Source organism: Filimonas lacunae (assembly GCF_002355595.1).
Lineage (GTDB): Bacteria > Bacteroidota > Bacteroidia > Chitinophagales > Chitinophagaceae > Filimonas > Filimonas lacunae.
The window spans coordinates 1,627,479-1,643,696 of sequence record NZ_AP017422.1 but is presented as its reverse complement, the minus strand read 5'-3'; the positions used below and the strand labels follow the sequence as shown (position 1 = coordinate 1,643,696).

Here is a 16,218-nt window from a genome sequence, read left to right as displayed (position 1 = left end):
ACCGCCTTAAGGCTTAATTATCAAGACTTTCTGGAGCAAAAAACAACCTGTAGCACCTTTCGTGGTTAACCAAGCGGAGTGCATCTGCCCGGTATTTACACCTCATTCCTCCGTAAAAGCCACCACTATCAGCGTGCCGGAGCCGCGCACCTACCGGCTGTAAATACCCTTAGAATCGGCTTAAAAGCCCCTTAACCGCCCATTGATCGTGTTTTTCTTCCGAATTACAGGTTATGTTTACGTTATGATAAGATCATTCATTACTGGCCTGGCTTTTTTAACAGCTACCCTCCCGGCTACCTTGAACGCTCAATCAGCGATAGTTCCGGATTCAGGCAAAACCCATTTTGCCATTAAACCTACCCTATTGGTACCCATGGCAATGGTAGGCTATGGCTTTGCTGCTTTACACACTCCTGTATTTAAAAATTGGAATACCGATGTACATGGCCGCTTAGCCAACATGAACATAGAACAACATATACACGTAGATAATTATTTACAATGGACGCCCGCTGCTGCCGTTTATGCATTAAACCTGGCCGGTATTAAAGGACGCAACAACTTTACCAACAGAACTTTCCTGTTTGGTATTGCCACCCTGATACAGGGCGCTACCATCCATTCCTTAAAAAGAATGACCCAGGAAACAAGGCCCGATTATTCCAACAAGCTCTCCTTCCCTTCCGGCCATACAGCCACGGCTTTTGCCAGTGCCGAATTTATGCGCATGGAATATAAAGATGTATCGCCCTGGTATGGCATAGCCGGCTATGCAGTAGCTGCCACCACCGGCTATTTAAGAATGTATAACAATAAACACTGGTTAAGCGATGTAGTAACGGGTGCAGGAATCGGCATCTTATCTACACAGGCTTCTTACTTTTTATATCCTAAAGTGGTAAAGCTGTTGCAGAAAAAGCAAACGGTTTCTCCCTATATCAATGATCCTGCTGCAATGGCAATGAACTAAAAACAGTTCAAGAACCTGGTTAAGGTTGTTTTGGGGCGCTATCTAAGCCCAGTTGTTGCTTTACCCAGGCCATAGAAGTCTCGTTGGTTTCCGGAAACCGCCAATGCCCCGAAATAGGCGTTAGCACTATATTCTTAGGCGCTTTTACCGAATTCACCGCCGCAAACACGGAGGTAGGTGGCACGGTATTATCATTATATCCCCAGGAATAAAAACCTGGTACCGTTATCTGTTTGGCAAAATTCACCACATCGTAATAACTCAGGGTGCGCAGTTTTTCCGGCTTGTTGTTTTGCTGCTGGTTAGCCTGCGACAGTAAATGCGGCCATCCACCTGCACGATTATGTAAGTATCCCGTAATATCACACAAAGCAGGATAAAAGCTTACCAGGCATTTCACCCGCTTATCCAGTGCTGCCGTAACAATAGCCAAAGCGCCACCCTGGCTGCCACCTGCTACTGCTACGTTTTTACCATCAAACTCAGGCAGGCTGCACAAAAAGTCTATTGCCCGCACACAACCGAGGTATACGCTTTTATAATAGTAATTATCCCTGTCATCCAGCTGGTTCCACCAATAATTACCAAAAGCATTGCTGATATTAGCATAGGTTTCATTATCCAGCAAAGGTGAAATACCATGTATTTCTATACTCAGCGAGATAAAGCCCTGGTTGGCATAAGCCATACCCGGACTCACAGGCTTTACACCTGCCCCTGGCGGTTCCAGTATTACCGGGTATTTACCAGCTGCTTTGGGTTTACACAAAAAGCCATATAAGCGCTGTCCCTTTTTGTAGTTCTGTATATTCACCAGGTAAACATCTACCGTTCCGGTACTTTTTTCAGGCAGATAGGTCAATAGGGCGTCCATTGGCACTTTAGCCGCTGCCGCCTTTGCCGCATCCCAAAACTGCACAAAGTCGTCTGGCATATTAACCGTAGGCGCTATCTTTTCCGGCGAATAAGCCACCTTAATTTCTCCGGAATATTGTTTTCCGTTCACAGTAGCCTTTACTACCAGCTGCCGGAAGCCCGGCTCCTTTGTAGTGCCTAAAGCAATCCTTCCCGTACCGTTTGCCCAGGTAGCTGTTTCCTTCTTTTCAGCCGGCAGCATTTCCATACCTGTTTGATAGTCCACCTTCACACCACTTACCGGAACGCCATACTGTAGCACACTTACATTGATAAAAGCATTTTCATTCACCGTATAATTCCAGTTGGCATGATCGGGCGTGAACACAAAGTCTACCATTTTTAAAGGCGCGGCCGTTTGCGCTTTTAAAGCACATGCAAAGCAAACCGCTGCTACCATCAACAAATATTTCTTCATATAACAATGCATTAATCTATGATGCTTTAAAAATATAGCATCCGTTTATTATATAAACAGCAATTAGCGGAAACGATTGCGCATAACAGATTGTATCGTTTTTTTCCTTTACCGGCTATTTCTATTTTCAGTAGCTATGAATAAGGATGACGCCCTATGGAAAAGCATATTGGAACATGTGTTTGACGATTTCCTGCGTTTCTTTTTTAAAGAAGCAGACACCTTGTTTGATATGCAAAGAGAATTTCAATACCTGGATAAAGAGCTGGAACAACTGTTTCCGGCCGATACCAGCAATACACCCCGGTTTGTTGACAAACTGGTAAAAGTATATACCAAAGAAGGTAAAGACAAATGGATTCTCGTGCATGTAGAAGTGCAGGGATACGATGACAAGCATTTCGCTAAACGTATGTTCACTTACTTCTACCGTATACTGGACAAATACGACAAGCCCGTAACCGCAGTTGCTATTTTTACGGATGGCAATAAAAGGTTTATACCATCCGCCTATTGCTATGAATTTCTAGGAACTAAAAACACTTTTGAGTTTAATACCTATAAGATCATAGAGCAGGATGAGCAACAGTTATCAGAAGACGAGAACCCGTTTGCCACTATAGTTTTAACCGTTCTACTGGCATTAAAAAAACAAAAAGGCAATGACGAGAATTTATTCCGCCTGAAATACGCCCTGGCCAAAAGCCTGTTGCAAAAACAAATACCCAGGAAAAAAATTGATAAACTATTGATTTTCCTGCAGTTTTATGTCCATTTTGCCAATCCGGACTATAATATTAAATTTGATGAGGCAATTGAGGTATTAACCAACAACGCAAAGACAATGGGAATCAGAGAATTTGTACTCGATAGAGCCGAAAAAGTTGGCTTTGAAAAAGGACGTGTACAAGAGCGTCAGGAATTGAAGCATGCCTTTGTAGCTAATTTATTAGCGGTAGGCCAGTTCACCAATGCACAAATAGCTGATCTAGCCTACACCACACAAGAATACGTGGAAGAAGTAAAGAAGTCACTACAGTAATTCACTACTATATTTTAATAATAGAAGCCAACCAAAAGGTCAGCGCTTCTATTAAAAAAGGGTTCGCCAACGCGAACCCTTTTTTAATCCAATCATATTATCTGAAATACACCTGCCCTTTCTTAAAATTAACAGCCGTAGTATAACACTTCAAAAACTCTGTCCCCAATAACCCATCCAGCGGCAGGCGTTCTGCATCGTTGCTATAGCTCATATTATTAGGAGTGATCAGCGAAAGCATATCGGTAAAAGGTAGCTTACCAATAGTAGCCTTTTTCAGATGCGCCTGTGTAACCGGTGTAGACACACCTTCCTGCCCTACCATAGAGGTTTGATTAAACTGATCCATGTAAGGCGTAAGCGCCGCCTGGTTCTTATCAAAGAACACGTTATTGGCAGCACCGCAATCAATACCCATATTGTAAGTACGGTCACCTACATTCATTTGCACAATGGGGATATGGCGTCGCATAGTAAATGCAGCAGTAGCCTTTGCAGCGGGCGCCTTATAAGAAGTGCTTACATAATTGCCTGCACTGTCTGTTTTTACCAGGAACAGCTTTTCGGCCTTCATATCAAACTGCACTTCAAAATCTTTGATAATACTATAACCAATGGAACCCAGGTAAGGCATAGATGCATCTCCTAAATCCACAATGTTATCAGGCATTACCATCACACCAAAACTGCGCAGCTGCATGGCCCCTAAACTAAATACATTCACCTTGCGCATCAACACATCTTGCATAGCGCCATTGATGCCCGTAACGCCACCGGAATTCTCAGGCATTGGCATCAGTGAATCCTGAAAATACTGCTGGTTCAATATCATTTCCGGCGATCCGGTATCCAGCAGAAAAAAGCCATTGCGGCCATCCAGTTGCCCCTCTACATAAATAAGACCATTGAGGTATACAAAAGGAATAGTAAGCGTATCTGGCGCTTCCAATACCCTTACAGGCGCTTTGGGCTTAGCAGGCCCACCAATAGTGGCATTTTTAATGATATTCAACTCATGTATACGGCCTGTTTTACCAATAACAAAGTCAGGCGCGCCCGGCTTACCGGTCTGGTACATCATTTCTATCCGCACGCGGGTAAAATCACCTTCCGGCTCTATGCTCTTTATTTTATAGGAACTGATGGCAGGAAACTTCTCCAATATAGCGGGAATCAACCGGTCGTTCATCCCTTTGGGCAAGCCACTGATATTACAACTATCTTCCAGCAAAGGAAGCAATAACGCTGATTCATGTGTTTGCAATGCCTTAAACAGGCTGTCTGCCATCCGGCTTTCCCGGGGTTGCTGGGCATATAAACTGCCACCGCTTACCACCGCCAGACACATCACCAAAAACTTTCTCATAAACATCTACAGGGGTTTTACTTTGTAAATAAAAAGTGCGCCATGTCACCTATTCTTAGACACAGAAAGGCGCACTTTTTACCCCATGAAGACGGATAAATTAGGAAACAAGGGGGGCTATAAGCCCCTCTGTTTAACAATTTTTTCTGTTTTCACCTGTTTACCATTACTCACCTGCACATAATAAATACCGGCAGGCAACTGCTCCAACCCTATTATAGTAGTGCTGCTTTGAATACGTGCACTTTTTACCAGCTGGCCCGACGCATTGTATACACGCACCAGGGCATTATTTTGCACCACCGGCAACTGAACGGTTATTCTGTCCGTGGCCGGATTAGGATATATCTGCAAAGGCAATCCGCCATCTGTTACTACCCGCGCCATACTTACCTCACCCGAAAGTGAAGCCGCAGCTATACTTCTGGTCACATCTATAGTTGCAGAATATATATACTGATCCAGCGAACGGTTATAGGCTTTTACCCGGTAGGTGGCCTTGGTATAAGTGGTATCGGCAAACGTAAGATCACTGGCATATACATAACCTGTATAGGTGCTTACTCCTACAAAACCTGTGTCCACCCCGTCAATCTTCCGTTCCAGTATGTATTGGCCGCCCAGCTCGCCATTGATATCATGAAAGCGAAGTGTAATGGTAGTATAAGTAGTGGTATTGCTGATGGTATCTATATTGGGAGCCACCAGCTTCCAGTTATGTACAAAAGCCGTCTGCGGCGAATAGGCAAAATTGGATGGATTAGCGGCATAATACCTGCCAGCCAGCGTTAATGTATCAGCCAGCACCATGGCACGCTTATCGGTCACCCAGTCGTATATAGCATACCGCTCAATAAACGAGGTGGTATCCAACACCTGCAATATGCCCTTCATATCATTGTATTGTTTTAAAAACTGTGCAGCCGTATCGGTAGGCCAGGATTCCGTTGTCCAGTTAGCTCCGTTATTCCACTCTGTAATCCATAACGGCCGTTTCACCTGGTCGTATACGCTTTTTAAACGGCTGTACCAGGTTTGCGGTGTAAGGCCACCCCAGTAACAATGTATAGCTACATAATCAACCCGGTAGTTCAGCGCATCTGTTTTAGCCAGGAAAGAAGTAACCCAGCCATTGAACGGATCTGATGGCGCAGGCGATCCCACACGATATCCCGATTTCATCAGATCGGGCCACTGTCTTACCGCTTCATCTACCGACATATTCGCCTGGTCGGGACGGTCAGGCTCATTAAAGCCCAGCAAATGATTCACACCCGGCTTACTGTTAATAGCCGACCAGGCAGGCCATCCCCCGTTTTGCCGTATAGCCACATAGTTATAATCGCTGGTAGTAGCGCCGCCAATATTCCAGTCGTAATACCAGGTGCCGTTCAATAACACCAACGGCGTACCACCCCCCGCTTTTCCTTTTTTGCTCACCCAGTCCCAGGCAAACACCCTGATAAAAGACACAGAAGTATCTAACCCCGCAGGCATAGCATTGACCACCAGGTCACTGTCATTGGCTACAAACACCCTGCTATATCCCGTGCCATCCGGGTTATTGGCCAGCGTGGCCATATAACCTCTCTGTAATTTAAAAGAGCGTATACTATTATCCCATGCAGCCAGACTATTGTAATACGTATTAATAGCATAACTAGCAGTGCTGCCTGATAAACCCGGTTGCGTATATACTTGTAAAGCAGCCTGTGAAGCAACATTCCCATTGGGAATAATAGCGGTACCATTTTTATAAGGCGCAATGCGTACGTTCGCATTACCCACAGCAGATACACCATTGATACTTACTTTACTGAGCCAGTTGCTTACAACAACAGAAGGTTTTATATTATCGAAGAACAGCCAGGCATTATCTGCATTCAGCTGAACAGTGGAATTGACCAATGGAGAATACGCACCGGTTACATGCAGATCTGTTTTTCCCGGCACAATAAAGTTGGTGTTGAAAGAAGGCAATACCGATACCATACTGCCCGTAACCGTTATATTCTCCGGCGTTTGCGTAACCAGTGCGGCCGGGGCATACGCGCCATCTTCGTAGGTAGCCGAAGTAATTTCCATGTTCACAGCGCCGGTAATGTAATTCTTCCCTAACACAAAGCGTGGCGTGGCTGCATATTTGGTGAGCGACAATTCACCTACTGTAAACAAACCCCAGTCGCCGGTAAAAGTGAGATAGTATACCCCCGTTTCCTGCGAGGTAAATAAAAATTTCTCTTTGGTAAGCTCCTTCGTTCCGTTGGTAGCAAACACGTGCAATGCCAGCCTGTTTGCGGCAGCCGTGGTTTTACCAATTCCTGCGGTGATGGTTCTGCTGCCCGTAGCATTGGAGTAATAAGCATGCAACATAGAGAATTCGTAAGTGGTATTGGCTTCCAGCACTACCGGATACGTATAACAGGCGCTTTGATAGGCGCTGTTATCCCAGCGCAAAAACAATAGCCGGCCATTGTACGTAGCACCATTATAGTTATGTGTGTTTACACTGGAACTTACATCCGTATAACGTACACCACTGGTGCCATTGGCAGTATTAAACAAAGAAGTGGTAGTACCATTATAAGCCCAGCTGTAATTGCCCGGTGTACCTGCATTGTTAGGCGCAATGCCTGCCCAGTTGGGCACCAGGTTACCGGGTGCATTTTTGTTTAACGATAATTCACCTATGGTAAACAATCCCCAGTTACCGGTGAAGCTCAGGTAATACTGGCCTGCTTCCTGTGAGGTAAATACAAAACTTTCCCTTACCAGATCTTTGGTGGCGCTGGCAGTAAACACATGCGTGGCCAGCCTGTCGGCCGCCGCTGTTGTTTTGCCTATGCCTGCTGTAATAGCTGTGCCACCGGTAGCATTGGAAAAATAGGCAAACAACATAGAAAAATCGTAGGTAGTATTCGCTTCCAGCATTACCGGCAGGGTATAGCAGGTGCTTTGTATATCGCTGCCATCCCATCTTAGAAACAATAATCTTCCGTTATAGGTGGTGCCATTATACGTGTGCGTGTTTACACTGGCGCTTACATCCATGTAACGCACACCACTGGTACTGTTAGCGGTTGTAAACAAACCCGTATTAGCAATGCCGTTATAAGCCCATCCATAACTATCGGGCGCACCGGTAAAATTACCGGTAACACCTGCCCATCCCGGCGCGAGGTTAGACCCCGGCAAATACAAATTGCTTACGTCTGCTTCTACGCCCCCTACAATATCTTTAATAGTGGTAAGCGGCTGAGATTGAATATAAGCGCCGTTCTGGTAAATATGTGCCGTATCGCTCTGCACAGCAATACGGATGGTATGTTGCTGTGCTGCTTTTGACACCGTAACAGGTGTAACCGCATTTAAAGAAGAGGCTTCTTTCAGATGAGCCGCATCCAGCGAAAGCCGGAAACCCTGGATACCAGCGTTACGCGCTTCTATATCCAGCCCCCGCCCAACAGCGGCATTTACTTTAGCTACCAGCTCCAGCGTGTAGTTGCGGGGAATAGCAAACAACTTTAGCAAGGTATCGGCTTGTGTGCCGTTGGTGAAAGAGCGGGAGCCGGATAAGGTTTGACTTAACGAAGCCTTTACCGCCAAATTCGGCTGCGCTAACAGACTGGTACACAAAAGAAAACAGAAAGCAATTACAATCGGTACATGTTTTTTCATACGAATGGTTATATGCAATGAATAGAATTATGGCAGCAGTAAATTAACATGCCATTTCAACAGCTACCGGGGTGTAGCCCGTAAAATAAGAGGGGTAAACTGGTAACCACCAGCCAATAAAAAGCCCCTGCAACATGTGCTGCAAGGGCTTTTTACTAAAATGTCTTTTTTTATAGTTTCACCGCTGTTTTTCCGTCCCAGCTATATACTTCTTTCGATTTTGTTTTTTTAGTTTTAGGTTCTCCTGTTTTTTTATCTATTTCCTCCAGCACCTCTTCATCTTCTATCACCTTAATAATTTTACCAGGTTGCCCGCCTTTTTCAGAAGGAAAAAACAATTCTTCTCCATGATAAAAAGCGCCGGCATCACTTTCCACCATTTTGCCAGGCAAAGGCAAAAAGCCAGTTCCCGTCCAGCCAAAATAAACATAGTCGGTAGGAATGCCACAGGCTTCTCCGCTAAACATCATTCTTACTATATCGGTAACGCCTTCCAGCCCCATACCGCCTAAAGACTTGAATTCAGTATAAGAGGCTTCTGATGAACTTTTCAGCTCCCACGAGGTGGCGCCTAATAGCTTATTTACAGAATCCAGCACCTTTACCTTCATATAACAGGCAGGCCCCATATCCTTATCTGCATTGGGTATCACATGATCTACACCGTAGAGAAACTGTTTGCCGCTACGCTTAGCACTTCCCAGCGCCAGCAATCCTTTCCAGATATATCCTTCCTGGCTTACGCTATTATTCAAATAACGTACTTTAACCCAGGGAGCCGCAAATCCGCTGATCTTTTGTACAGACTCTTCTTTTACAAAAACCACTTTAGTACCACCCGGCACTACTCCCATTTTAGAAGCTGTGGTAGAAGGGAAAGACCGAACATATGCCGTATCTGCAAAAACGGTTACACTATCACCTTCCGGAAACTGGTACATAGTGGCCGGCCACACCACCTCTTCCAACTCCTGTGCACATAAAGCAGTGGTAGTAAAGAAGCTGAGCAGCAAAACGAAGCAATGTTTAGGGAAATTATTCTTTTTCATAGGCTACAAATATAGAACGAAGCCCACAACATCTCTCAAAAAACAGGTTTACAGCTTCCCCGTCTTCCACCTGCCTTTTTTAAACAAAAAAATACAGGTAATGGCCAGCGCAATTTCAGAAACCAGGATAGCCCCGAATATACCCCGCGAACCCGCTCCCCACGTAATACCCCATAAGTAAGCCAGTGGCAATTGTATCACGTAAAACATGCCCACGTATAATAACGACACCATATGCACATGCCCGGCTGCATTCAGCGAACGGGAAATGACCATTGTATAACCAAAAAAGAAAAAGGCAATAGCCATACATCGCAGATAGAGTACCGTGTTTTGCAGCACATCTGCATCACTGGTAAAAAAGCCTGCAATCGGGTAGGTAAACAGCAGCAACCCTATAGCCACTACTCCCAAAAAGCATACATTAAACAGTCCCGTTTTCCATACACTTTGCTCGGCCCTTTGCAGCAAACCTGCGCCAATGTTTTGCCCGGTTAGCACACCTGCCGCATTAGCGATGCCCCAGGCGGGTAAAGTGGCACAGATGATAATGCGGTCAGCGATAATATAACCGGTTAACGCAGCATTACCCAGATGCGCCACTATCCCCATCATCAGTAACCAGCTACTGGAAGGAATCAGGTACTGTAATGTTCCGGCTATACCCAGCTTTCCCATTTTGCGCATAATGCCCCAATCGGGACGGAACCAGGAAGCATTGGTATGCCACAACAGGCGTTGCCTGCTCAAATACCAACCCTGGTACGCCACAGCAATGCCATTACCCACCACATTACCTATAGCCGCCCCCGTTAAGCCCAGCGCAGGCACAGGCCCTAACCCAAAAATCAATATCCCTCCTAACACCGCATTTATCGAAAAAGTAAGCAGCAACACCCGCATGGCCATAGCTGCATCCCCCAATCCTCTGAACACTCCGTTCATTAACACCCGCAGTATCATAAACAACAGGCAGCCAAAACGGATGCGGGCATAGGTACCGCCTTCCTGTATAAGCGTATCAGATGCACCTATCCAGTGCAGCAGGGTTTTATTACCATATAAAGCCAGCGTGCTTAATACAACAGCTACAGCCATGCCCACGTAAATAGCCTGTATGGCCGTTGCCCCTGCCTGTAAAGGCTGTTTCTCTCCGGTACGCCGGGCCACCAGCGAAGTGGCCGCTATATTTAACCCCACAGGAACAGAATATATAATAAGAATAACCGAACTGATCATGCCGGATATAGCGATAGCATTAGTGCCCAGCCTGCTTACATATAACAGGTCTACAATCACAAACAACGATTCCACTACCAGCTCCAGCATGGCAGGCAATGCCAGCAAAAAAGCGGCCCTGGACACACTGCTGGTGGTAAAATTTCTTTCCTTGCCCAATACAGCTACCTTACACAACTGCATTACCGAGCGTGTTCTAACAATCACCGGGTTCATATATCATTTTAAAAGAGAACTAACTTAATACCAGCTGCTCTAACGATGCCGTAACACCTGCCACACCAAAATCCTGGTAAGCAATGCGTTCATCTATCACATATACCTCCCTTCCTGCAACCGCATTAATGATCCAGGAGTTGCGATGCGCGCCCAGGCTCAGATCCGGCGTAGTAAAACCATGTGTATGGGTTTCAGCGTTCTGTACAAATATGCTGTTGTTATCTACATCCACCGTGTAGTTACGATGCACGTTCAGCAGCCCATCCGATGTGCGGCGTATACGGTGTTCAATACCCGCAATGCAACCTGGTGTGTGATATTTATATCCTGTAGCCATCAGCACCGCAGGGGCCGTATGTGAGAATTCTTTCTGCTGCTGCACCTGTTTCAGTAAAAGCGTGTATAGCCCGTCCTGTTGCTGTGCTATAGCCTGTAATTCACAGTTGCTTCTCAACTCCACCGGCAACAACACACCTCCTACCGTCATCTCGTACAAGGCATCATAAATCTGGTCTATCAGGCTGCCATTAATGCCTTTGGATAAGGAGCTTTGCGTAGTGAGTATTTCTGCCTTTTTTGCTGCTGATAAACGATGGAAATAACTGATATAATCCGGCGAACTGATTTCAAGGGTAAGCTTGGAATGCTCCATCGGGAAAAAGCGGTCTGACCGGGTAAACCAATGCAGGCGAAAACCATTTTTCGTTTCGGGTAGCAAATCGTAGAATATTTCAGCGGCACTTTGTCCCGAACCAATAATGGTTAATGCCCCTTTTTGCAAAAGCGCGGGTTTGTTAGGCAAATACTCCGAGGAATGAATAACACCCGGCAGCACCTCCCTGTTAACAAAAGCAGGTAATACCGGTTGCGTTCCCGTACCCAGCACTAGTTTTTGTGCATAATAGGTTTGTACCAAACCAGTATGTGTATGCTTTACGGTAACTACATACAGCCCTTCTTCATAACTGATACCCGTTACACGATGACTGAAACGGCAGCTGTTTAACTGGCTGGCCACCCATTTGCAATACACATTGTATTCACGACGCAACATGTAAAAATCGTGACGGATTAAAAACCGGTACAGCCTGCCCGTTTGTTTTAAAAAATTCAGAAAACTATAACGGCTGGTAGGATCGGCCATAGTTACCAGGTCGGTACCCATAAACGGATCCTGCAAAGTGGTATTTTGCAGCATTAAGCCCGCATGCCAGTCAAACTCATCTGTCTGGTCAAAGAACAAAGCACTCACATCTGTAACCGGTTCCAGCAAAGCGGCCAGCCCCAGGTTAAAAGGTCCTATACCAATACCTATAATAGAATAGATCTTTTGCATATACACGATAATTAATGATTAATGAAAGTCCATACCTAAATTCCTGAAAACAAAACTCCACACATCCGTCGCTTCTTCTATCTGCTTATGCGTGGGCTTACCGGGTCCATGTCCCGAACGGCTGTCAATGCGTATAAATACAGGATTATCCCCTTGTTGGTTAGCCTGCAACGCAGCAGCAAACTTGTAAGAGTGACCCGGCACCACCGTATCGTCATGGTCGGCCGTAGTGATAAAAGTAGCCGGGTGAATACCTGGCCGGATATTATGCAGGGGTGAATAGCGGACCAGGTAACGAAACTGAGCTTCCTTATCACTGGTACCATATTCCTCGGCCCAACTGGCTCCGATAGTAAACTTATGGTAACGCAGCATATCCTGCATACCTACAGCCGGCAGCGCCACCTTAAACAAATCGGGCCGTTGATTACTACAGGCAGCCACCATTACCGCCCCCGTGCTTTGCCCCGAAATAGCAATACGCCCAGGCTGGGTATACCCTTCTTTTACCAAGTATTCCGTAGCTGCTATACAATCGTCAAACACATGTTGCTTGTTCTGCCGCATACCTCCCTGATGCCAGGCTTCACCATACTCATTACCACCACGCAGGGCCGGCTGTGCATATACACCTCCCTGTTCCAGGAACATCATAATAGCCACATGAAAGAAGGGGGTAAGATTGCGCTTAAACCCACCATGCCCTAACACAAAAGCAGGGTGAGATGCATCCAGCAGCATCCCTTTTTTATGCACAATGAACATGGGCACACGGGTGCTATCTTTAGAGGTACAGAACACCCGCTTTATTACATAGTCATTGGCATCTATATCCAGCCGGGGCTGGCTGTATACAGCCGACTGCCCGTTGGTCATCACATACAGGTATATAGCAGGCGGCGTTACACAATTGGTAAACGTATAAAACAAGGCAGTATCCCTTTTTCCCGCAGCAAAACCACTGGCAGTGCCAATAGCAGGCAAAGCTACTGCACCCACCTTGCTGCCGCTATAGGTATACTGGTGAATAACCGAACTGGCATCCTGCAAGTACTGCAACCACATAAAGCCACCACCGGTTTCAATATTCACCAGCGATTCTTTTTGCTCCGGCACCACCAGCTTCCACAAAGAAGGTTGCGGCTGGTGTGGATGCATCAATACCACTTTATTAGCAGGTGCATCCCTGTCGGTTTGCAGCAACAGGTCACCTCCTGCGTTATCAATAATAATATTATGATGATTGTAATCGCTCACCAGCGTATCTATAGGCGAATGGGGCACCGATAAATCCTGGCAAAACAACGCGTTACCTGTTGAGCTGTTCAATTTATACCCCAGGAAAGAACCTTTTACTGCGCATATGATCAGAAAACGTTCATCTTCTGTAACAGAAGCGCCCACACTCACCTTGCTGTCGGAGCCATCTGTAAACACCAGCGAGTCTGTTTCCTGGCTGCTGCCCAAATGGTGATAATAAATGGCATTGCCGGTATTACGTGCAAACAGTTCGTGCCCTTTTTCCGGTGCAGGATAACGGCTATAATAAAAGCCGTTGCCTTTCCATGCCGCCCTCGGAAACTTTACCCATTGCAGCATATCAGGCAGCCGTGTTCGGTTGGTGACATCCAGCACATACATCCTGTTCCAATCCGATCCGCCTTCTGCTACTGCATAGGCAATGTACCTTTTATCAGCCGAAGCCCCCAGCATGGTTACAGCCACCGTGCCATCTGCCGAAAAAGTGTTGGGGTCCAGCAGTACTTCCTCTTTGCCAACCAGGCCTTTTTTAAGATACCATACATTCTGGTTCTGTAAACCGTTGTTGCGACTGAACAAATAATACTCCCCCATTTTTACAGGTGGCGTCTCACGGGTATAATTCCATTTACGGGTTAAATAAGCCCGTATCTTTTCCCGGAAAGGAATAGTGGCCAGATAATCCTGCGTAGCAGCATTCTGTTGCGCTATCCATTGCCGGGTAAGGGCTATGGTATCATTTTCCAGCCAACGGTAAGGATCGTAAATGGTAGTATCAAAATACCGGTCGGCCACGGTATCCTTTACCGCAACCGGGTATTTCCACAGCGGCTGTGCTGCCGTGTGCACATACCCGCAAACAGCTATCCATACTAAGACTATGCACTTTTTCATTTCCGGAATCCGTTTAAAGCCTCCTGGTTAAAAACAGCTACCGGGTTTGTCATCGCCCCCGTGGTGGGCACATCAAAAGGATTATCCCTGTTACGCAGTTTACGGTTATCCAGTATTTGCATCCTGTTTAAACCATCCGGTGTAATCAGCGGCTCAAACAAATGGTACTGCGTAAACTTTTCGTGTAAATGCGGATGTTGTTGCTGGTATTCGTGTATACAGTCTGCCACCGCTTTCCAAAACCGGTCTTCTGCATAGTCGCCCTGTTCGTGCAGGATGGCTGCAATAAAGCGGAAGATAGAATCGAACACCTGCGTAAGCACAGGACGTGTTTTTAATTCTTCCGGCACTGTTACCCTTATCCGTTGCGCTTTCTCCGGTAACACAACAGACTCATTCATCACAGACACCTCTTCTCCAATGTCTTTCATAATGGCCCGTACCGGCACATGCTTATCCATCACCAGCACCAGGTTTTCGCCATGCGGCATAAACACCGTATCGTGGGCATAAAACCAATGTAACAAGGGTTTGAGATAGCAATGCAGGTATTGTTTTACCCACGCATCCGCTTCCCATCCCGATGCCTTTATCAACTCAGGTAATAAAGCATCGCCCTCTGTATCTATATGCAGTAATGCTGCCATAGTCATTAACTGTTGCCCCGGCTGTAGCTTACTCATAGGACTTTCGCGCCACAGGGCAGCCAGCATTTTTTTATAGGGACTATCTTCCTGCAAAGCCGCTTCGTAATGCTTGTTGGTATACCCCATAGTAGCCACTTCCCGTAAAACGCAAAAACCACATTGCTTCAAATAGCCATCGCTTTCTGTCACGGCATATACCCACTCATTAATTGCCGGCGTAGTGCGCATAAAGTAGGGTGATAAAATGCGCACATACCCCATATTCAATATACCCAGCGCCGTTTTTACATAATATTTGTTCGCATCACTAAGGTTAAAGAAGGTGCGGATAGACTGTTGCGGCTGGTACAGATCGTTACCTGCTCCCAGGCAAACCATATAACCATTGGCTATATCCTGTGTAAATAAAGTGATGAGCTTATTATACCACTGCCAGGGATGCACCGGCATAAAAAAGTATTCTTCTGCAGACAGGCCCTTCTCTTTCAGGATAGCTTCAAAAGTCTGTATGGTATCACTACCCAGTTCCTGGGCTATCACCTGCTGATAGGTAAGCCCGGCAATAGCTGTAAACTCAGCACGGCTATGATGTGCTGCTATCCATAATAATGGCAATGGCCCCGCCGCTTCCGGTGCATACCGGCTATAATCCTGTGCATCAAACCCTACCCGCCCGTTGTTGGGAATAAAACGCGGGTGCCCTGTCATAGTACGTTCTATTTCCTGGTAACCGGCATGCACCAGCATGGCCGATGATTGCGTATTATGGGTAAGAATATAAGCACTGCCATATAAAGTACCGGCCACTTCTTCCAGGTATACGGGTAACATAGCATCACTAATACCTATCATATCATTGAACTCAATCATAAACTGCAAAGCATCCGGCAAAGCGGTATCGCCGTTGGCTATTTTAACAATAGAATCGATATCAATGTGCCAGTGATGCAAGCTCAACACCCGTGCATGAAAATGATACTCCACCGCTTTTCCATTGGCCTTGAGCACATAGGTATTCCACCCATCTTTTTCACCGGTAAGCTGTGGCTGCAGAATTTGTTCATGCGCAAATTCTGCTATCATTTTTTTAATCAGTAACCGGGTGGCTTTCTGCCACACAGCCGGTTGTATATGTGCCAGCCCGTTTTGCTGCGCAAGAGCACTGGTAAGTATTTCCATTAC

Annotated in this window: 10 protein-coding genes; 2 read left to right on the top strand and 8 right to left on the bottom strand. The window is 46.0% G+C overall.

Annotation, left to right across the window (positions count from 1 at the left end; genetic code table 11):
- Window positions 1-244: 244 nt before the first annotated feature.
- Window positions 245-973 (top strand): phosphatase PAP2 family protein, encoded by a 729-nt coding sequence (locus tag FLA_RS06590; protein WP_076380045.1) that lies wholly within the window; start codon window positions 245-247, stop codon window positions 971-973.
- Between the two features lie 19 nt (window positions 974-992).
- Here FLA_RS06590 and FLA_RS06585 read toward each other — a convergent pair whose 3' ends face one another.
- On the bottom strand, window positions 993-2,306 hold the full coding sequence (locus tag FLA_RS06585) for an acetylxylan esterase (protein ID WP_076380046.1): 1,314 nt from the start codon (window positions 2,304-2,306) through the stop codon (window positions 993-995).
- 136 nt (window positions 2,307-2,442) lie between these two features.
- Between FLA_RS06585 and FLA_RS06580 the strand changes: the two genes are divergently transcribed.
- Window positions 2,443-3,348: an RpnC/YadD family protein gene (locus tag FLA_RS06580; protein ID WP_076380047.1), complete on the top strand. Its 906-nt coding sequence runs from the start codon at window positions 2,443-2,445 to the stop codon at window positions 3,346-3,348.
- A 97-nt stretch (window positions 3,349-3,445) separates the two neighbouring features.
- Here FLA_RS06580 and FLA_RS06575 read toward each other — a convergent pair whose 3' ends face one another.
- The 7 genes from FLA_RS06575 to FLA_RS06545 form a co-directional block, all read right to left on the bottom strand.
- Entirely contained in the window at window positions 3,446-4,714 is a 1,269-nt protein-coding gene (locus tag FLA_RS06575; RefSeq protein ID WP_159445124.1) for a pepsin/retropepsin-like aspartic protease family protein, read from the bottom strand.
- Between the two features lie 117 nt (window positions 4,715-4,831).
- Complete coding sequence (locus tag FLA_RS06570) at window positions 4,832-8,392, bottom strand: glycosyl hydrolase (RefSeq protein WP_076380049.1); 3,561 nt, start codon at window positions 8,390-8,392, stop codon at window positions 4,832-4,834.
- Window positions 8,393-8,562: 170 nt separating this feature from the next.
- The gene (locus tag FLA_RS06565) at window positions 8,563-9,441 is read right to left on the bottom strand and encodes an SH3 domain-containing protein (protein ID WP_084206311.1); all 879 of its coding nucleotides are present in this window, start codon (window positions 9,439-9,441) and stop codon (window positions 8,563-8,565) included.
- Window positions 9,442-9,489: 48 nt separating this feature from the next.
- Entirely contained in the window at window positions 9,490-10,896 is a 1,407-nt protein-coding gene (locus tag FLA_RS06560) for an MATE family efflux transporter (protein WP_076380051.1), read from the bottom strand.
- Between the two features lie 19 nt (window positions 10,897-10,915).
- Entirely contained in the window at window positions 10,916-12,235 is a 1,320-nt protein-coding gene (locus FLA_RS06555) for a lysine N(6)-hydroxylase/L-ornithine N(5)-oxygenase family protein (RefSeq protein ID WP_076380052.1), read from the bottom strand.
- An 18-nt stretch (window positions 12,236-12,253) separates the two neighbouring features.
- Entirely contained in the window at window positions 12,254-14,389 is a 2,136-nt protein-coding gene (locus FLA_RS06550; RefSeq protein WP_076380053.1) for a prolyl oligopeptidase family serine peptidase, read from the bottom strand.
- Window positions 14,386-16,215 carry an IucA/IucC family protein gene (locus FLA_RS06545; protein WP_076380054.1) on the bottom strand — a complete coding sequence of 610 codons (1,830 nt, stop codon included), beginning with the start codon at window positions 16,213-16,215 and terminating at the stop codon, window positions 14,386-14,388. Before FLA_RS06545 ends, FLA_RS06550 begins: the two co-directional genes overlap by 4 nt.
- Window positions 16,216-16,218 lie beyond the last annotated feature (3 nt).